The following is an 18237-nucleotide window of genomic DNA, read 5'->3' on the forward strand; positions in this document are numbered from 1 at the left end:
TCGCCTGCATGCGGATACTACTGATCAGACTAAATGCCATGCTGCGTGACGGCACCGAATGGCGGTGACGAATGGCAGGGTTAAGACAGTTGCTCCCACACGTTCTCGGGTGTTCACCGATCCCGTGAACACCGCGACCCCTGTGGGAGCGGGCTTGCCCGCGAAGAGGCCAGTCCAGGCAATGCAAATCTCAGCGGCGTTGCAGCAATCCGCGCAGGGCAATGGCGGCCGGAATGCCCAGACCAATCCAGCTCAAACCATCCCAGATCCCGTCGCCCAGCAGCGCGGCGAACAGGCCCGCCGCACTCAGCAGCGCGATCACCAGCGGCGTACTGAAGACCTTCCAGAAATTCGACTGACGCGGTTTCATGCAGAGGCCTCCGCCGGTTCCAGTACCGGTTTCGCGGCCTTGCGCCGTACCACCCACAGATACACGCCGCTGGCGAGGACGATGATGGTCAGCACGTCCAGCGTGGCCCAGAGGATTTTCATCGGCATGCCGCCGTAGTCACCGAAGTGCAGTGGCTGCGACATGCCCATGGCGTCCATGTACCACGGTCGTTCTGCCACCGCCGTGACTTGCAGGGTGCTGGCGTCGATCAGCACCGGAGTCAGCAGGTGCGAAGTCAGGTGGGTGCCGCCCTTCATGAATACCGAGTAATGATGCTCGCTGGAGAAGCGGGTGCCGGGGAAGGCGATGAAGTCCGGCTTCATCCCCGGTGTCACGCTGCCGGCGATGTCCAGCACCCGGGTGGCCGGGGCCAGTTGCGTCAGCGGCGGGGCGTCGCGGTAGGGCGCGATCAGGGTCGTCAGGGCTTCGGCCCGCCATGCGGCGATCAGCAGGTCGGCGCAGGCACTGATGACGCCGGTCACACCAACCACCAGCGCCCAGGTCAGGGTGACCACGCCGATCAGGTTATGCAGGTCGAGCCAGCGCAGGCGGGTGGATTTGTCCTGGCGCACGGTGCCGAACTTCAAGCGGCGCATGAACGGCAGGTACAACACCGTGCCGGACACGATCGCGATCACGAACAGCAAACCCATGAACGCCAGCAGCAATTTGCCTGGCAGGTCGGCGAACATGTCGACGTGCAGACGCAGGATGAACAGCATCAGGCCACCGTTGGCCGAAGGCATTTCCAGGGCTTCGCCAGTGCGCGCATCGAGCATGAAGGTGTGCGAGGAATTGGGCTCGGTGCCGGCAGTCTTGGCCATGATCGTCAGCACGGCATTCGGCTCGTCGTCTTCGAAGCCGAAGTACTGCACGACTTCACCGGGCCGATGCTTTTCCGCCGCTTCGACCAGTTGCGCCAGGTTCAGATGCGGCGTGTCCGCCGGCATCACCCGCAACTCGGGCGCATCGCCCAGCAGGTGGTCGATTTCGTGATGGAAAATCAGCGGCAGGCCGGTCAGGGCCAGCAGCAGCAAAAACACGGTGCAGATCAGGCTGGTCCAGGTGTGGACGAAGGACCAGCGACGAATTGTTTTACTTTTCATTTCATGACCTTCAAAAACACCAAAGCCGTCCACGAGGGACGGCCTGGTTGCAGGGCCTGTTTCAGCTCAGGCGCTTACCACTTGTAGGTGGCGCTGGCGACGACACTGCGCTGGTCGCCGTAGTAGCAGTAGAAGCTGTCGCAGGTGGAAATGTAGTCCTTGTCCAGCAGGTTGGTGGCGTTGAGTGCCAGCGACGCGCCTTTGAGGCTGTTGTCCAGACGGCCGAGGTCGTAATGCACGGCGGCGTCGAACACGGTGTAGGCGTCCGCCTTGCCCAGCCAGGTGTTGGCTTTGTCGCCGTAAGTGTTGCCGGTGTAGCGCGCGCCGGCACCGATGCCGAAGCCGTCGAGCACGCCGCTGTGCCAGGTGTAATCGGCCCACAGCGAGGCTTGCTGGTTCGGCATCAGTTGCAGGCGGTTGCCCTTGTCGGCGCCGTTCTGCACTTCGGACTTGGCCAGGGTGTACGCGGCGATGACCTTCAGGTTGTCGGTGACGTCGGAGACGGCTTCCAGCTCCAGGCCTTTGACCTTCACTTCGCCGGTCTGGCTGGTGATCGATACGCCGTTGACGAACGAGCTGACCGAAACGTTTTTCTGGGTCAGGTCATACACGGCCGCAGTCAGCAAAGTCTTGCTGCCTGGTGGCTGGTACTTGATGCCCAGTTCCCACTGCTTGCCTTCGGTCGGTTTGAGCGATTCGGTCGAAGAGGCGTCGGCGCCGCTGGTCGGCTGGAAGGATTCGGCGTACGACAGGTACGGTACGAAACCGGAGTCGAACACGTAGCTGATCGCTGCGTTGCCGCTGAAGGCCTTGTCGCGGTCGGTGTTGGTCGCATCGGCCTTGTTGATGAACTTCGTACCGGTGTGCACCCAGTCTTCACGACCGCCGAGGGTCAGGCGCCATTGATCCAGGGCCATTTGGTCCTGGACGTAGAGGCCGGTCTGGTAGGTCTTCTGGTTGTAGTCATAGAACGCGGTGGAGCGCGCCGGACGCACGATCGGCTGACCATGGATCGGGTTGTTCACGTTGATGTCCGGCGCACTGCCGAAGATCGAGGTGTAGTTGGTGTTGCTGCGCTGGTGATCCAGACCCAGCAGCAGGGTATGGCGGATGTCGCCGGTGGCGAAGTCGGCCTGGAAGTTGTTGTCCACGGCGAACTGGCTGATGTCTTCGTCGACGATGGTGGTCGAGCGGCCGACGTTGCCATCATTGTCCACTTGAGTGAACGGGTAGGAGCCGACGGTGATGCCCTGGAACGACAGATCCGACTTGGTGTAGCGCAGGTTCTGTTTGAACTGCCACACATCGTTCAGGCGATGTTCGAAGGCATAGCCCAGCGCGTAGTAGGTGCGGTCGTAGTATTCCCAGTCCGGATCGCCCAGATTCTTGTGGTGGGAAACCTTGCCGAACGGCATGTCGATTTTGGTGCCCTGCACCGGCAGGAACTGGCTGGTGATGCCGGTATCGTCGCGGGTGAACTGGGTCAGCAGGGTGAACTTGGTGTCGTCGTCGATGTTCCAGGTCAGGCTTGGCGCGATGTTGTAGCGCTTGTTGTCGACGTGGTCGACCTGAGTGCCGCTGTCACGCACCACGCCGCTGAGGCCATAGAGAAACTGGCCGGCGTCGTCGATCTTGCCGGTGCTGGCGAAGTTGATCTGACGGTGGTTGTCGCTGCCGTATTGCAGCTGGATTTCGCTGCTCTGCACATCGCTCGGGCGACGGCTGACCATGTCCAGCAGGCCGCCCGGCGGGGTCTGGCCGTAAACCGACGAGGCCGGGCCGCGCAGCAGGGCGAGGCGGTCGAGGTTCCAGGTTTCCTGTTTCGGGTTGGCGTACACGCCTTTTGGCAGCGGCAGGCCGTCGAGGAACTGGGTCGGTTCGAAACCGCGCACACGCAGCCAGTCGGCGCGGGTGTCGCTGCCGTAGCTGCTGGCGGTGATGCCCGGCATGTAGCGCACGGCGTCATCGAGGCTGTGCACGCCACGGTCTTCCATTTGCTGGCGAGTGGCGACCGAAATCGAACGCGGTGCTTCGACCAGCGCGGTGTCGGTCTTGGTGCCGGCGGCGGTGCGGGTGGCGGTGTAGCCTTCGACCGGGCCCCAGGCGCTTTCATAGTTTTCCACGCCGATCACCGAAGTTTCCGGCAGGGCCATCACGCCTTCCGGCACGGCGACCAGGGTGTAGGTGCCGGCGCTGCTCTGTTCCAGTTGCAGACCGGTGCCGCGCAGGGCCGCGCGCAGGGCGCCGGCCGCGTCATATTGGCCGTTGACCGGCGCCGAGGTCTTGCCCGCCGCCAGCGACGGGTTCAGCGACAGCGTGAGGCCGCCCTGGCTGGCGATCTGGTTCAGGGTGGTCGACAACGGAGCCGCCGGCAGGTTGTAGGCGCGTACGCTCGACGCCTGTTCAGCGGCGATCAGTTGGCTGCTGGCCAGCGGGGTGCAGAGGGCAATGGCGACCGCCAGCAAACTGGGGCGCAACAAGGTGTCTAGCGAACGGGACATACGGCGGCTCCTGAATGGAAATATTTCTCAATTGCCTGTGTGCCGGACGAGATTCGAAAAGTGATAGGGCTGGATGAAAATAATTTCGATTAACGAACGACATCGCTGCGCAAGTCAGCAGAAAGTCCGTTTTCATGGGGTGTGAAGGTTCTGTCGCGACCTGTTCGCGACAGCGATTGCTCAGGCAACGCAAGTTGTCAGGGCTTCGGATCAGCCTTGGCCACGGTCACCCACCATGGCGTGTGCTGCTCGATCTGCACCGGCAGGGTCGGCAGCAGGGCGTTCAGCGCCTTGTCGGTGTCGTGCAGCGGGAAGCTGCCGGTGATGCGCAGGTCGGCGACTTCCGGCGCAATGCCCAGATGGCCGCGACGATAGCGACCGAGTTCATGCACCAGGTCTTCCAGGCGCGCGTTGTCCACCACCAGCATGCCGCGGGTCCAGGCATCGGCGCCGGGGTTGAGCGCCACCACCGAATCCAGACCGTTATTGCGGATCAGCACTTGCTGGCCTTCGCGCAGGATCTGTTCCTTGGGATCGGATTGTGGATGCGCCGCGACCGCCGACTGCAACACGCTCAGGCGCGTGCCGGCGTCTTCGCGCTTGACCAGGAACCGCGTGCCCAGGGCGCGCATGCTGCCCTCGGCGGTTTCGACGATGAACGGCCGCGCATCGCCGTGACCGGTTTCGACGAGGATTTCGCCTTCCTGCAACACGATCAGCCGCCGCTTCTCATCAAAGCGGACATCCACCGCGCTGTGGGTATTGAGGTTGAGCACGGTGCCATCGGCCAGGCGCACGGTGCGCTGTTCGCCGGTGGCGGTGCGTTGATCGGCGAGCCAGTAATCCAGCGGTAGATAACGTTCGCCGGCAAACAACGCCAGACCGACCACCGCCACGACACTGGCCAGCCCGCTGCCGAGCTTGCGCACGCGGCGGCGGATGCCTTCGCGCGATTGCAACAACGCGCTGCGTGCCGGGCCGTTGGCCACGCTGAAACGCTGGTCGAGCATGCCCAACTGGCGCCAGGCGCGAGCGTGTTCTTCATTGGCCGCGTGCCATTTGGCGAACTCTTCGCGCTCCAGCGGCGTGCTGGAATCGAGGGTCAATTGCCAAGCAATCGCCGCATCCAGCACATGGGCCGGGACCGGTCGGGAACTGGCCGGGCTCATGTCGGCTCACCGTACAACGCGACGTAGCACTGGCGGATGCCCTGGGCCAGGTACTGACGCACGCGCGGGACCGACACGCCGAGTTTGTCGGCGATCTCGGCGTGGGTCAGACCGTCGAGGCGGTTATAGAGGAAAGCGGCGCGGGCCTTGGTCGACAGCTTGCCGAGCATGCGGTCGATGGCCTTGAGGTCTTCGAGGATCAGTTGCTGTTCTTCGACCGAGGGCTGTTCGCCCTCGGGGATCAGCATCAGTTCGGTCAGATACGCCTGTTCAAGCGCCGCCCGGCGGAAGTAGTCGAACAACAAGCCTTTGGCGATCGCCACCAGAAACGCCCGGGGTTCGCGAGGCGTCAGCAGTTCATCGCGGCCGAGCAGGCGGACGAAGGTGTCCTGGCTCAGGTCTTCGGCCCGTTGCGGGCAGGCGACGTTGCGGCGCAGCCAGGCCAGCAGCCAGCCGCGGTGGTCGCGATACAACGCACCGACGAGCTCGCTGTGAGGGCTTTGGGCTGAAGACACGACGACACCGACTGGGAAGTGTTAACTAACGAGAATTGTTCGCGATTGTGGCAGAGGTGGGAATGGTTAGCAATTGGCCACCGGTCGGGTTGTCGGGCGACAACCCGGATTCAGAACGAATGCGTCTGCTGGCGGCGTTTCCACTGACTCAGGCGTTGCTGCAGATTCAGCGGGCTGTGGATCTGCTGCTGGCGTGCCCGGCTGAACAGGATCAGCGCCAGTTCCGCCGTGGCCAGAGCATCGGCGCTCGCATGGTGGCGTTCGAACACTTCGAGCTTGAACCAGTCGATCCACTCGTCCAGCCCCGCCTCGCGAATGTGCGCCTGCGGGCACAGCAGCGGGGCAATCTGCGCCACATCGAGAAACACCGTCTGCAACTTGTGCCCCAGGTGTTCCTTCAATGCGCGGCCGAGCATGTGCTGGTCGAACGAGGCGTGAAAAGCCAGCACCGGGCTGTCGCCGATAAACTCCAGTAGCTCGACCAAGGCTTCGGTGGGCTCGCTGCCCGCAGCAATCGCGCTCGGTGCCAGACCGTGAATCAACACGCTCGGGCCGAGTTTCAGCTCGCGACATTGCAAGGTGCGTTCGAACTGCTGGCTGAAGTCGATCGCGCCGTCCTCAACCACCACCGCGCCGATCGACACCACCCGATCCTTGTTCAGGTTCAGCCCGGTGGTTTCCAGATCCAGCACCACCCAACGCTGCTCGCGCAAACTGCATTCACGCAGTTCGCCAATGGCCGGCAGTTTCGTCAGGCGCTGTTGCAGGTCGTCCGGCACGACGGGACTGGCCGGACGCAGCCACGAAAACAGGCTCATAGCTGATACCGCAGGGTCAGGCTGCTTTGCAGGCGCTGGGCCTGGCGCAGGGATTCACGCAGGATGCGTCGGTCCAGATGATTGAGGCTGTCGGGATCGACCCGGTTCGAGTACGGCAGGTTTTCCCGGGTCTGCAGTTGATGCTGTTGCATGCGCGTCTGTTGGATGAAGTGATACGCCTCTTCGTACGCGGCGCCATCCAGTCGGTCGATGACTTCTTTATCCACCAACTGGCGGAAGCGTTCGAGGGTGTTGTTGGCATCGATGCCATGGGCCAGCGCCAGCAGGCGGGCACCGTCGACAAACGGGGTTAGGCCCTGAATTTTCAGGTCCAGCGTGGCTTTCTCGCCGTTCTTTTTCGTCAGCACGAACTCACGGAAACGTCCTACTGGTGGACGGTTGCGCAAGGCGTTCTCGGCCATCATTCGCTGGAACAGTCGGTTATCAGCGACCTGATCGAGAATCCCCCGGCGCAACTGCTCGCAGCCTTGTTCATCACCCCAGACCACGCGCAGGTCGAAATAGATGCTTGATCCCAACAGGTTCTCCGGCGTTGCCTCGCGAATGAACGCGGCAAAACGTCGGGCCCATTCGGCGCGGGACAGGCACAGCTGCGGATTGCCGGCCATGACGTTGCCCTTGCACAGGGTGAAGCCGCATTGCGCCAGACTGTTATTGATCTGCTGGGCGATGGGCAGCAGCTTGCCGCGAATCTCCGCCGCATGGGCCGCATCCCGCGCGTCGAACAGAATGCCGTTGTCCTGATCGGTGTGCAGGGTCTGCTCGCGCCGGCCTTCGCTGCCGAAGCACAGCCAGCTGAACGGCACGCCGGGGTCGCCTTTTTCGGCGAGGGTCAGTTCGATCACCCGGCACACGGTGTGATCGTTGAGCAGGGTGATGATGTGGGTGATCTGGGTCGACGAGGCGCCGTGAGCGAGCATGCGCTCCACCAGTTGGCCGATCTCGCCGCGCAGGGTCACCAGTTGTTCGACCCGCTGGGCGCTACGGATGGTGCGCGCCAAATGCACCAGATCGACCCGCTGCAGCGAGAACAGATCCCGCTCGGAAACCACACCGCACAGGCGTCGATCCTTGACCAGACACACATGGGCGATGTGCCGTTCGGTCATGGCAATCGCCGCGTCGAAGGCGCTGTGATCCGGCGACAGATAGAACGGCGAGCGGGTCATATGGCGTTCGATCGGCTCGCTGAAATCGCCAACCCCTTCAGCCACTACATGGCGCAGGTCGCGCAGGGTAAAAATCCCTAGCGGCGCCTTTTGCTCGTCCACCGCGACGATGCTGCCGACCTGTTGTTCGTGCATCAATTTCACCGCTTCACGCAGAGGCGTAGACGGGCTGCAGGTCACCGGATGGCGCATGGCCAATTCGCCGAGGCGAGTGTTCAGCGAATACTGGGTGCCGAGGGTTTCCACGGCTTTCTGCTGGACTTGCTGATTGACCTGATCGAGCAGGCTGCTGACTCCGCGCAGGGCGAAATCGCGGAAGGTGCTGGAGAGGGCGAACAGCTTGATGAATGCCAGTTTGTTCAGTTGCAGGCAGAAGGTGTCTTCGCCGGCCAGGTGCTCGGTGCGGGTCGCCCGTTCGCCGAGCAGCGCGGCGAGGGGAAAACACTCGCCGGTGGTGATTTCAAACGTGGTTTCGGTGCCGCCCTTGGCCGTGTGCGGACGTTCGCCGACCACCCGGCCCTGCTTGACGATGTAGAAGTGTTCGACCGGCCCGTCGGCGGGTTTGATGATGCTTTCGCCCTGACCGTAGAAGCGCAGCTGGCATTGCTCCACCAGATAGGCCAGGTGGGCGTGTTCCATTTGATTGAAAGGGGGGAAGCGCTGGAGGAATTGCAAAGTGCCCTGAATGTTCTGCAACACCGCGGTTTTCCCTGCCTGGGTGAAGGCGTCCGCTTTACTCATAACCATTACCGCAGTCTTTTTCGAATTGTTGTTGTCGGATCGTTGCAGCCATGGTCGACCCCATCGCGCGGGGTGCCCATTGGACGTAAGTCTAGGTTGGGCATGCCGTTGGGGAGTTTTCGGATATGCCCTACAAAATCAGTCGGAAATTCTTCGGTTCGCCCCTTGGAAAAAAATCCGACGAAGTGCACATTGAAGCTCTGCCCAGCGATGTCTGACCACTGTGCCAGGGGATCGATTTGAAAACGTAGAGAACGCCATGTCCGACCACGATATTTTGAGCGACGCCGAGCGGGAAGCGCTCAGCGCCGTCATGCTGGAACCCGACCTGCCACCGCAGCGGGTACTGATCGTCGACGACGACAAGGATGCCCGCGAGTTGTTGTCGGAGATCCTGGCACTGGATGGCATTCGCTGCCTGACCGCGGCCAGCGGCGAGTCCGCCCTGAAGATGCTCGAGGAAAAACCCTCCATCGGTCTTGTGATCACCGATCTGCGGATGGGCAATGTCGGCGGGCTGGACCTGATTCGTCAGGTGCGTGAATCGGTGCGGGCGGCGATGCCGATCATCATTGTTTCGGGCGATGCCGACGTGAAGGACGCGATTGCGGCGATGCATCTGAGCGTGGTGGATTTCCTGCTCAAACCGATCGATACCGCCAAGTTGCTCGGTCTCGTCAGACATGAGCTGGGCATCGAGCCCTAGCCAATCCGGCGTAAACAAAAAAGCCCTGATCCAAAGATCAGGGCTTTTTCATGTCCGGCATCAGCGCAGGTTACAGGCCGTTGGCAGCCTTGAACTCGCGACGACGACGGTGCAGGACCGGCTCGGTGTAGCCGTTCGGCTGTTTGGTGCCCTCGATCACCAGTTCGACCGCCGCCTGGAAGGCGATGTTGCTGTCGAAGTTCGGGGCCAGCGGACGGTACAGCGGGTCGTTGGCGTTCTGACGGTCCACCACCGGCGCCATGCGCTTGAGGCTTTCCATCACTTGCGCTTCGTTCACCACGCCGTGGCGCAGCCAGTTGGCGATGTGCTGGCTGGAGATACGCAGCGTCGCACGGTCTTCCATCAGGCCGACGTCGTTGATGTCCGGCACTTTCGAGCAACCCACGCCCTGGTCGATCCAGCGCACCACGTAACCGAGAATGCCCTGGGCGTTGTTGTCCAGTTCGTTCTTGATCTGCTCCGGGGTCCAGTTCGGGTTGACCGCCAGCGGGATGGTGAGGATGTCATCGACCGAAGCGCGGGCACGTTTGGCCAGCTCGGCCTGACGGGCGAACACGTCGACCTTGTGGTAGTGCAGCGCGTGCAGCGCAGCGGCGGTCGGCGACGGAACCCAGGCAGTGTTGGCGCCGGCCAGCGGGTGAGCGATTTTCTGTTCGAGCATCGCTGCCATCAGGTCGGGCATCGCCCACATGCCTTTACCGATTTGCGCACGACCTTGCAGGCCGGTGCTCAGACCGATATCGACGTTCCAGTTCTCGTAGGCGCCGATCCATTTCTCGGCCTTCATGTCAGCCTTGCGCACCATCGGGCCGGCTTCCATGGAGGTGTGGATTTCGTCGCCGGTGCGGTCGAGGAAACCGGTGTTGATGAACACCACGCGCTCGCTGGCGGCCTGGATGCAGGCCTTGAGGTTGACCGTGGTACGGCGCTCCTCGTCCATGATCCCGACTTTCAGGGTGTTGCGCTTGAGGCCCAGCACGTCTTCGATGCGACCGAACAGCTCGTTGGTGAACGCCGCCTCTTCTGGGCCGTGCATCTTCGGTTTAACGATGTAGACCGAACCGGTGCGGGTGTTCTTGCGCGAAGTGTTGCCGCTCAGGTTGTGCATCGCCGCCAGGCAAGTCACCAGGCCGTCGAGGATGCCTTCCGGCACTTCGTTGCCGTGCTTGTCGAGGATCGCGTCGATGGTCATCAGGTGACCGACGTTACGCACGAACAACAGCGAGCGGCCGTGCAGGGTCAATTCGCTGCCGTCGACCTTGGTGTAGGTGCGATCCGGGTTCATGGTACGGGTGAAGGTCTGGCCGCCCTTGGACACGGATTCCGCCAGATCGCCCTTCATCAGGCCGAGCCAGTTTCGGTAGATCACCACTTTGTCGTCGGCATCGACGGCAGCGACGGAGTCTTCGCAGTCCATGATGGTGGTCAGCGCTGCTTCCATCAGGATGTCTTTGACGCCAGCGGCATCGGTCTGGCCGACCGGGGTGCTGGCATCGATCTGGATTTCGAAATGCAGGCCGTTGTTTTTCAGCAGGATCGCGATCGGCGCATTGGCGTCGCCCTGGAAGCCGATCAGCTGAGCTTCGTTGCGCAGGCCGCTGGTGCTGCCGCCCTTGAGGGTGACGACCAGTTTGCCGTCAGCGATCTTGTAGCCGGTGGAATCGACGTGGGAGCCGGTCGCCAGTGGCGCGGCTTCGTCGAGGAACGCACGGGCGAAGGCGATGACTTTGTCGCCACGCACCTTGTTGTAGCCTTTGCCTTTTTCCGCGCCGCCGGCTTCGCTGATAGCGTCGGTGCCATACAGGGCGTCGTACAGCGAACCCCAGCGGGCGTTCGAGGCGTTGAGGGCGAAGCGGGCGTTCATCACCGGAACCACGAGTTGCGGGCCGGCGGTACGGGCGATTTCGTCATCGACGTTTTGCGTCGTTGCCTGGAAATCAGCCGCTTCTGGCAGCAGATAACCGATCTCTTGCAGGAAGGCTTTGTAGGCCACGGCGTCGTGCGGCTGACCGGCACGGCTCTGGTGCCAGCCATCGATACGAGCCTGGAAGTCATCGCGTTTGGCGAGTAGGGCTTTGTTCTTCGGCGCCAGGTCGTGAATGACCTTGTCGGCACCTTCCCAGAATTTGTCGGCGGTGAGGCCGGTACCGGGAATGGCTTCGTTGTTCACGAAGTCGAACAGGACTTTGGCGACCTGCAGGCCACCGACTTGAACGTGTTCAGTCATTGCTTGCCTCACTCTGCTCAGCTATTTCGCTTTTCAGCTCTTCAATTTAACAATGAAGCCTCTGGCCATTTAAACCACAAACCCCTCGACCAGTACATGCCATCGCTGGCGGCTGGGCTGGGACCAATCAACGGCTTGGGGGCCTTGCTGACGGGGCTTTCAGGGTTGCGAACGTGCCTTGGGCAGACATCGATCCAGCGTTATGTAGTGCGCGCTGCGGCATACTACATGATGAGTTGCGGTTGTGAAAATCAGACTAATTACGTCGTTCTGCGACCCCATGACGCATTGCGGTCACGGCGCGGAACGGGATGTTCTCAAAAAACCAATGTATTGTTCCAGTTAAATATAAAAAGTTGTACACGATTTGTGATTTCGAGCGTCTGAGGCGTCTGTCGAACGCTTGCCTATACTTGCTTTTCTATAACAAAAGTCATGACAAGAGGGCTGCGCCATGGATCACCTCGTACTCACCGTCTTCGCACCGGACAAGCCCGGGCAGGTCGAGCGCATCGCCCAATGTATCGCCGAACACGGCGGCAACTGGCTGGAAAGCCGCATGTCACGCATGGCCGGGCAGTTCGCCGGGATCCTGCGGGTCGGTGTGCCGGCGGAGGCTTACGACGAATTAGTCGATGCCCTACAAGCTTTGTCGGCTCAGGGGATTCGCGTGCTGGTGGCCGAAAGCGGTATCGAGCAGGCCTGCACCTGGAAACCGATCGCCATGGAGCTGGTGGGCAATGACCGACCGGGCATCGTGCGCGACATCACTCGCTTGCTGAGCGAGCAGGGCGTCAACCTCGAACGGCTGGTGACCGAAGTGCGCCCGGCGCCGATGAGCAGTGAACCGCTGTTCCACGCCGAGGCGATTCTCGCAGTGCCGCTGACCTTGTCGCTGGACGTGCTGCAATCGCGGCTGGAAACCCTGGCCGATGACTTGATGGTGGAACTGGTGCTGCGCACTGATCCATAAGAGCGGAACGGGTTATCCAGTTTTAGCGTGCACCTGCCTGTGGATAACCTGTAGAGACTGAGCGCCAGGCCACGTCCGCCGTGGCCTGGCGAAGATTGATCAAAAAACCGCCAGCATTCAGTGACTTGCGCACAAACGGCGGGGATCACGCTGTGGATAACCTTGGGAAGGAACGATACAGGCCACGAGAACCGTGGCCTGCGGAGGTTTGTGCGTTTTTTGATCAGCTGCGCCGGCGCAGGCTCAGCCACGCATCGACGCTGTACACCGCCAGACCGGCCCAGATAAACATGAAGGCGATCAGCGTGCTGGACGACAAGTGCTCGCCGAACAGCAGCACGGCTTGCAGCAGTACCAACGTCGGCGCCAGGTATTGCAGGAAACCGAGGGTGGTGTAGGGCAGGTGCCGTGCCGCCGCGTTGAAGCACACCAGCGGCACCAGCGTCACCGGACCGGCCGCCACCAGCCACCAGGCTTCGGAGGTGGTCCAGAACTCGGCCTGAGCACTGGTTGCGGTCGGATTGAACAGCAGCCATGCGAGAGCGATCGGCACCAGCATCCAGGTTTCCACCACCAGCCCCGGCAACGCCTTGACCGGCGCCTGCTTGCGGATCAGCCCGTAGAAACCGAAGGTCAGCGCCAGCACCAGCGACACCCACGGCAGGCTGCCGACCTGCCACACCTGCTGCGCCACGCCGACCGCCGCCAGACCGACCGCCAGCCACTGCATGCGCCGCAGGCGTTCGCCAAGGATCAGCATGCCCAGCAGCACATTCACCAGCGGGTTGATGTAGTAACCGAGGCTCGCTTCCAGCATCCGGCCGTTATTCACCGACCAGACGTAGGTCAGCCAGTTGGCCGCGATCAAGGTGCCGCTGAGCGCAAGAATCGCCAAGCGTTTCGGGTTGTCGCGCAGTTCCTGCCACCAGCCGGGATGCTTCCACACCATCAACAGCAGCGCGCCGAACAGCGCCGACCACAGCACCCGGTGGATGATGATTTCCACCGCCGGCACTTCGGCGATGGCTTTGAAGTAGAGCGGGAACAGTCCCCAGATAATGTAGGCGCTAAGGCCCAGAATGTACCCGCGACGCGGGTTGGCGGCTTGCATGCAGAATCCTTGCTTAGGCAGCTAACAAAGCAGCGATTGTACGGGCAGTTGTATAGACGTGTCGTGTCAGAAAAGCTTCAACGGCTCTTCGTTCAGCGCCGACAGTTGCTCGCGCAACGCCAGCACCTGATCGCCCCAATACCGCTCGCTGCCGAACCAAGGAAAGCTGCGGGGGAACGCCGGATCGTCCCAGCGTCGGGCCAGCCACGCGCTGTAATGCATCAGGCGCAGGGCGCGCAACGGTTCGATCAGCGCCAGTTCGCGCGGATCGAAGTCGTGGAATTCGTTGTAGCCGTCCATCAACTCCGACAGTTGTCCCAGACAATCCTGACGATCGCCGGCGAGCATCATCCAGATGTCCTGCACCGCCGGGCCCATGCGGCAGTCGTCGAGGTCGACGATGTGGAACATCTCGTCGCGGCACATCATGTTGCCGGGGTGGCAGTCGCCGTGCATGCGGATGTTCTGGTGCGGCGTGTTGGCGTAGACGTCTTCCACACGCTTGAGCAGATCGCGGGCGACCGATTCGTAGGCCGGCAGCAGGCTTTTCGGGATGAAGTTGCCTTCCAGCAAAGTGGTCAGCGAGTCATGGCCGAAGTTCTTCACGGCCAACGCTTCGCGGTGCTCGAACGGTTTGGTCCCGCCGACCGCGTGCATGCGCCCGAGCAACTGGCCGAGGCGATACAACTGGTCGAGATTGCCCGGCTCCGGCGCCCGGCCACCGCGACGGGGAAACAGGGTGAAACGAAAACCGGCGTGTTCGTGCAGGGTTTCGCCGTTGTGGATCAGCGGCGCCACCACCGGGATTTCGACGTCGGCCAGTTCGAAGGTGAACTGGTGCTCCTCCAGGATCGCTTCGTTGGTCCAGCGCTGCGGGCGATAGAACTTGGCGATCAGCGGTTCCGAGTCTTCGATGCCGACCTGATAGACGCGGTTTTCATAACTGTTGAGCGCCAGAATGCGCGCGTCGCTCAGGAAGCCGATGCTTTCGACGGCATCGAGCACGAGGTCTGGGGTGAGGGTTTCAAACGGGTGGGCCATGCTGACTCCTGCGCGCAGCAGGCTGCCGCGTCCGGCTCAGCATGGTAGCGCAGACGGGCTGTCTTGAGTGGGATCGTTCCCGTGCAGCGCACGGGAACGATCAGAGCGTCGTCAAATCAGGCGCCGACGATCCCGCCATCCTCACGGGTAATCGCCATCACCGATGAGCGTGGCTTGCCGTTCGGCAGGTGCTCGGGGAAGGTCGAACCGCCGTTCTCGCCCGGGTGCTGAATCCCGACGAACAGGGTTTTCTGATCCGGCGAGAAACTGATCCCGGTGACTTCACAGCCGATCGGCCCGACCATGAACCGGCGAATCTCACCGGTCGCAGGATCGGCGCAGAGCATCTGGTTGTTGCCCATCCCGGCGAAATCACCAGCGTTGCTCGAATCACCGTCGGTGAGAATCCACAGTCGGCCAGCCTTGTCGAAACCGAGGCCGTCCGGGCTGTTGAACATGTTCTGCGGGGTGATATTCGACGAACCGCCCTTCGGCGTACCGGCATGGACGCCCGGGTTGCCGGCCACCACGAACAGATCCCAGGCGAAAGTCTTCGACGCGTGATCGTCGCGGTCGGTGCGCCAGCGCAGGATCTGGCCGTAGACGTTTTTCTCCCGAGGATTCGGCCCGCCCACCGGTTGGCCGTCTTCGCCGCGCTTGGCGTTGTTGGTCAGGGTGCAATAAACCTGGCCGTCTTTCGGGCTGACCACGATCCATTCCGGACGGTCCATGCGCGTGGCGCCGACCACACTCGCCGCCAGACGCGCGTGAATCAGCACTTCAGCCTGATCAGCGAAACCGCTGCTGGCGTCGATGCCGTTTTTGCCGTGGGTCAGTTCGATCCACTGGCCCTGGCCTTTCGGATGGTCCGGGTTGCCGTCGCCGGCATCGAACTTGGCCACGTACAGCGTGCCGTGATCGAGGATGTCGCGGTTGGCCTTGGCGTTGCGGTGGTTGATCTTGTCGCGGCTGACGAATTTGTAGATGAACTCGCCGCGTTCGTCGTCGCCCATGTACACCACGGCGCGACCGTCGTCGGTCTCGGCCAGTGCGGCGTTTTCATGTTTGAAGCGGCCCAGCGCGGTGCGTTTGACCGGGGTCGATTGCGGGTCGAACGGATCGATCTCCACGACCCATCCGTGGCGGTTGAGCTCGTTCGGGTTCTTCGCCATGTCGAAGCGCGGATCGAACGGGTGCCAGTTGATCTCGCGGCTGGCGGCCGACACGCCGTAGCGTTTCTGCGCCGGGTCGAACTGTTGCTGGGCGTTGCTGCTGCCGAAACAGTCGGTGAAGTTCTCTTCGCAGGTCAGATAAGTGCCCCACGGCGTCTTGCCGTTGGCGCAGTTCTGGAAGGTGCCGAGAACTTTCTTGCCGTGCTTGTCGGCGCTGGTTTTCATCAGCTCGTGACCGGCTGCCGGGCCGCTGATACGCAGCGGCGAGTTGCCGTGAATGCGCCGGTTGTAGCGCGAGCCCTGGACGAACTGCCACTGGCCGTTCTTGCGCTGGACTTCGATCACCGACACGCCTTCGCAGGCCAGGGCCTTGCGCACGTCCTCGGCCGACTGCGGCATGCCGCCGTGCGGATAGAGGTAGCGATAGTTGGTGTATTCGTTGTTGATCGCCATCAACGCACGGTTTTTCTCGCCCGGGAATTCGAACAGGCTCATGCCGTCGTTGTTGTCGCCGAACTGCACTTCCTGCGCAGCCGCTGTGCCGTTGCCGCTCGGGTCGAAGGCCGGGCCGTTCTTTTGCAACGGCTGGCCCCAGCTGATCAGCACCGACGACTTGTAGCCTTTGGGCAGGCTAATGGTGTCGGTGGTGGCAGCCGGAATGCTGTCGAAGCCGAGCAGACGGCTGTTGCCGGCGCTGACACTGGCGGCCAGTACGCTGCGGCTCAGCAGGTTGCCGCCGAGGAACATCGCCGCGCCGCACAGCGCGCCGGCGCTGATGAAACCGCGACGGCTCAGGCCGACCATTTTTTCCAGGTCTGTGGATTGGTTTTCTTCTAATAGGCTCACATCAGGCTCCCTGCATGGTTTTGGCAGCCACCTTAATGCGGGTCGATGACGCTTTCGTTGCAGCGCTGTTTAGAGCGGTGTTCCGAGCAGCACATTGGACGGGGAAAACTGCACCTGCACCGCTTGCTCGACCGTCAGGCCACGAGTGCGCAAGTCCAGCGGTTCTGCCAGCGCACACAGGGTCTGGCCGTTGGGCAGGGCGATGCGCACTTCGCTCGGGCCGTCTTCGGCGTCGAGAATCGCCTCGATCCGACCGCTCAGAAGGTTATGGCCGACGGCGGGCGTGGCCTCTGGCGCGAGCAGTTCGAGCCAGCCGGCCTTGATCAGCGCCACCACTTCGGTGCCCGGTTGCAGCTCCAGGTGCAAGGTGCTGTCGTGGGTGATCTGTGCGTCGATCGACAGGCCTTCGGCCAGTTCGAGGCGGATCAGATCGTTGCGGCCCTGACCTTCGATCAGCACAACTTTGCCGTGCAACTGATTGCGCGCGCTGGTCCTGAGCATCAGCCGACCGAGCAGGTCCAGATCGCTGGCGTCCTCGGCCGCTTCCAGCACCTGGGCCTGCAAGGCTTGCAGCTTCTGATACAGACGCAGCACTCGCTCGCCCTCGCTCGACAGCTTGGCGCCACCGCCGCCCTTGCCGCCGACCGCGCGCTCGACCAGAGGCTTTTGCGCGAGGTTGTTCAGCTCATCGATGGCGTCCCACGCCGCCTTGTAACTCAGGCCGGCGCTTTTCGCAGCGCGGGTGATCGAACCCTGTTCGGCGATGTGTTGCAGCAAGGCGATGCGCTGCGGACGGCGGACGATGTGCTGGGACAACAGAGAGGGCAGGGACATGGCGGACGCTTTGTGCTGAAAGGTTGAGGGAGGACGTTGGCGGCTCGAGGCGTATCCGTCAAGCCGCGTCGCCGGGTTTTGGCGTGCGGGCCAGGCAGTACACATCCACCCGCGCGGCGCCGGCGTCCATCAGCAACCGGGCCAGCGCCTGGGCGGTGGCGCCGGTGGTCAGCACGTCGTCGACCAGGGCCAGGTGCCGGCCTTTCACCTGGGCATCGGGGCTCAAGGCGAAGGCGTGTCGCAGATTGCGTTTACGCGCTTTGGCGTTGAGGGCCTGCTGGGCGTCGGTATCCTGCACGCGCAACAGGCTGTGTTCCTCGCAAGGCAGGTCGAGTGACTTGCCCAGCCACTGCGCCAGCATCGCTGCTTGGTTGAAGCCGCGCTGGCGCAGGCGTTTCGGTGCAAGCGGTACCGGCAGCAGGGCGTCCGGGCGAGGCAGGTCTTCTTCGAAGCGATGTTGCAGGAACTCGCCGAGAACGTCGGCGAGCAAGTGGCCAAGCGGCCATTTGCCGTTGTGCTTGAAACGGGTGATCAGCGTGTCCACCGGAAAGCCATAAACCCATGGCACGGCCACTTGCTCAAAGGCTGGCGGATCCTGCAGGCAGCCACCACAGGTAAGCCCGGCAGCGGGCAAGGGCAGGGCGCACGTCAGGCATTGATCGCCCAGCCACGGCAGATCGGTTTCACAGGCGGTGCAGATCGGGATTTGCGCGTCTGCCGGCTCATCGCACAATAAACAGAGTTGTTTGTTTTTTAACCAGATGTAAACCGGCCGTTCGTAGTGTGGTTGACAGCGCATGACTCTTCCTTAAATATGCCGAACATCCGTGTCGTGCCTGTGGGTATTCCGTTTCCCCAGGCGCCAGCCAAGCATA

Annotated in this window: 15 protein-coding genes; 2 read left to right on the forward strand and 13 right to left on the reverse strand. The window is 62.3% G+C overall.

Annotation, left to right across the window (positions count from 1 at the left end; all coding sequences use genetic code 11):
* Window positions 1-190: 190 nt before the first annotated feature.
* From CAF90_RS26860 to CAF90_RS26890, 7 genes are all read right to left on the reverse strand, one after another.
* On the reverse strand, window positions 191-370 hold the full coding sequence (locus CAF90_RS26860; protein WP_085609062.1) for a hypothetical protein: 180 nt from the start codon (window positions 368-370) through the stop codon (window positions 191-193).
* Entirely contained in the window at window positions 367-1497 is a 1131-nt protein-coding gene (locus CAF90_RS26865; protein WP_085609063.1) for a PepSY domain-containing protein, read from the reverse strand. Before CAF90_RS26865 ends, CAF90_RS26860 begins: the two co-directional genes overlap by 4 nt.
* A 74-nt stretch (window positions 1498-1571) precedes the next feature.
* A complete protein-coding gene (locus CAF90_RS26870) occupies window positions 1572-3998 on the reverse strand; it encodes a TonB-dependent siderophore receptor (RefSeq protein WP_007959822.1) in 2427 nt (808 codons plus the stop codon).
* 197 nt (window positions 3999-4195) lie between these two features.
* Entirely contained in the window at window positions 4196-5167 is a 972-nt protein-coding gene (locus CAF90_RS26875) for a FecR family protein (protein WP_085609064.1), read from the reverse strand.
* On the reverse strand, window positions 5164-5682 hold the full coding sequence (locus tag CAF90_RS26880) for an RNA polymerase sigma factor (protein WP_045121909.1): 519 nt from the start codon (window positions 5680-5682) through the stop codon (window positions 5164-5166). The genes CAF90_RS26875 and CAF90_RS26880 overlap by 4 nt, the downstream gene beginning before the upstream one ends.
* A gap of 110 nt (window positions 5683-5792) precedes the next feature.
* Window positions 5793-6500: a PolC-type DNA polymerase III gene (locus tag CAF90_RS26885; RefSeq protein ID WP_085609065.1), complete on the reverse strand. Its 708-nt coding sequence runs from the start codon at window positions 6498-6500 to the stop codon at window positions 5793-5795.
* Complete coding sequence (locus CAF90_RS26890; protein ID WP_045121910.1) at window positions 6497-8437, reverse strand: putative nucleotidyltransferase substrate binding domain-containing protein; 1941 nt, start codon at window positions 8435-8437, stop codon at window positions 6497-6499. Before CAF90_RS26890 ends, CAF90_RS26885 begins: the two co-directional genes overlap by 4 nt.
* A gap of 253 nt (window positions 8438-8690) precedes the next feature.
* Between CAF90_RS26890 and CAF90_RS26895 the strand changes: the two genes are divergently transcribed.
* Window positions 8691-9137, forward strand: a complete 447-nt coding sequence (locus CAF90_RS26895) for a response regulator (RefSeq protein ID WP_085609066.1) — start codon at window positions 8691-8693, stop codon at window positions 9135-9137.
* A gap of 70 nt (window positions 9138-9207) precedes the next feature.
* Here CAF90_RS26895 and CAF90_RS26900 read toward each other — a convergent pair whose 3' ends face one another.
* The gene (locus CAF90_RS26900; protein ID WP_085609067.1) at window positions 9208-11385 is read right to left on the reverse strand and encodes a malate synthase G; all 2178 of its coding nucleotides are present in this window, start codon (window positions 11383-11385) and stop codon (window positions 9208-9210) included.
* Window positions 11386-11839: 454 nt separating this feature from the next.
* On the opposite strand from CAF90_RS26900, the gene CAF90_RS26905 reads away from it, so the two are divergent.
* Window positions 11840-12358 carry a glycine cleavage system protein R gene (locus tag CAF90_RS26905; RefSeq protein WP_007959830.1) on the forward strand — a complete coding sequence of 173 codons (519 nt, stop codon included), beginning with the start codon at window positions 11840-11842 and terminating at the stop codon, window positions 12356-12358.
* A 223-nt stretch (window positions 12359-12581) separates the two neighbouring features.
* Here the strand turns inward: CAF90_RS26905 and rarD are convergent, their stop codons facing one another.
* From rarD to CAF90_RS26930, 5 genes are all read right to left on the reverse strand, one after another.
* Window positions 12582-13469, reverse strand: coding sequence for an EamA family transporter RarD (gene rarD, locus CAF90_RS26910; protein ID WP_007959831.1), 888 nt, complete (start codon window positions 13467-13469; stop codon window positions 12582-12584).
* 66 nt (window positions 13470-13535) lie between these two features.
* Window positions 13536-14510, reverse strand: a complete 975-nt coding sequence (locus CAF90_RS26915; protein WP_085609068.1) for a serine/threonine protein kinase — start codon at window positions 14508-14510, stop codon at window positions 13536-13538.
* 116 nt (window positions 14511-14626) lie between these two features.
* Entirely contained in the window at window positions 14627-16528 is a 1902-nt protein-coding gene (locus CAF90_RS26920) for a PhoX family phosphatase (protein ID WP_085609069.1), read from the reverse strand.
* 69 nt (window positions 16529-16597) lie between these two features.
* A complete protein-coding gene (locus CAF90_RS26925) occupies window positions 16598-17362 on the reverse strand; it encodes a TOBE domain-containing protein (RefSeq protein ID WP_085609070.1) in 765 nt (254 codons plus the stop codon).
* A gap of 58 nt (window positions 17363-17420) precedes the next feature.
* On the reverse strand, window positions 17421-18161 hold the full coding sequence (locus tag CAF90_RS26930) for a ComF family protein (RefSeq protein WP_085609071.1): 741 nt from the start codon (window positions 18159-18161) through the stop codon (window positions 17421-17423).
* Between the last annotated feature and the right edge of the window lie 76 nt (window positions 18162-18237).

This window comes from Pseudomonas sp. B37(2017), assembly GCF_002112885.1.
In the GTDB taxonomy this organism is placed as follows: Bacteria; Pseudomonadota; Gammaproteobacteria; order Pseudomonadales; family Pseudomonadaceae; genus Aquipseudomonas; species Aquipseudomonas paraglycinae.

Bases quoted from the DNA above. Each gene is read 5' to 3' on its own strand.
- CAF90_RS26875 (WP_085609064.1), bottom strand. From the start codon at position 5,167: ATGAGCCCGGCCAGTTCCCGACCGGTCCCGGCCCATGTGCTGGATGCG.
- CAF90_RS26925 (WP_085609070.1), bottom strand. From the start codon at position 17,362: ATGTCCCTGCCCTCTCTGTTGTCCCAGCACATCGTCCGCCGTCCGCAG.
- CAF90_RS26885 (WP_085609065.1), bottom strand. From the start codon at position 6,500: ATGAGCCTGTTTTCGTGGCTGCGTCCGGCCAGTCCCGTCGTGCCGGAC.
- CAF90_RS26895 (WP_085609066.1), top strand. From the start codon at position 8,691: ATGTCCGACCACGATATTTTGAGCGACGCCGAGCGGGAAGCGCTCAGC.
- CAF90_RS26870 (WP_007959822.1), bottom strand. From the start codon at position 3,998: ATGTCCCGTTCGCTAGACACCTTGTTGCGCCCCAGTTTGCTGGCGGTC.
- CAF90_RS26900 (WP_085609067.1), bottom strand. From the start codon at position 11,385: ATGACTGAACACGTTCAAGTCGGTGGCCTGCAGGTCGCCAAAGTCCTG.
- CAF90_RS26930 (WP_085609071.1), bottom strand. From the start codon at position 18,161: ATGCGCTGTCAACCACACTACGAACGGCCGGTTTACATCTGGTTAAAA.
- rarD (WP_007959831.1), bottom strand. From the start codon at position 13,469: ATGCAAGCCGCCAACCCGCGTCGCGGGTACATTCTGGGCCTTAGCGCC.
- CAF90_RS26915 (WP_085609068.1), bottom strand. From the start codon at position 14,510: ATGGCCCACCCGTTTGAAACCCTCACCCCAGACCTCGTGCTCGATGCC.
- CAF90_RS26905 (WP_007959830.1), top strand. From the start codon at position 11,840: ATGGATCACCTCGTACTCACCGTCTTCGCACCGGACAAGCCCGGGCAG.
- CAF90_RS26865 (WP_085609063.1), bottom strand. From the start codon at position 1,497: ATGAAAAGTAAAACAATTCGTCGCTGGTCCTTCGTCCACACCTGGACC.
- CAF90_RS26890 (WP_045121910.1), bottom strand. From the start codon at position 8,437: ATGGTTATGAGTAAAGCGGACGCCTTCACCCAGGCAGGGAAAACCGCG.
- CAF90_RS26860 (WP_085609062.1), bottom strand. From the start codon at position 370: ATGAAACCGCGTCAGTCGAATTTCTGGAAGGTCTTCAGTACGCCGCTG.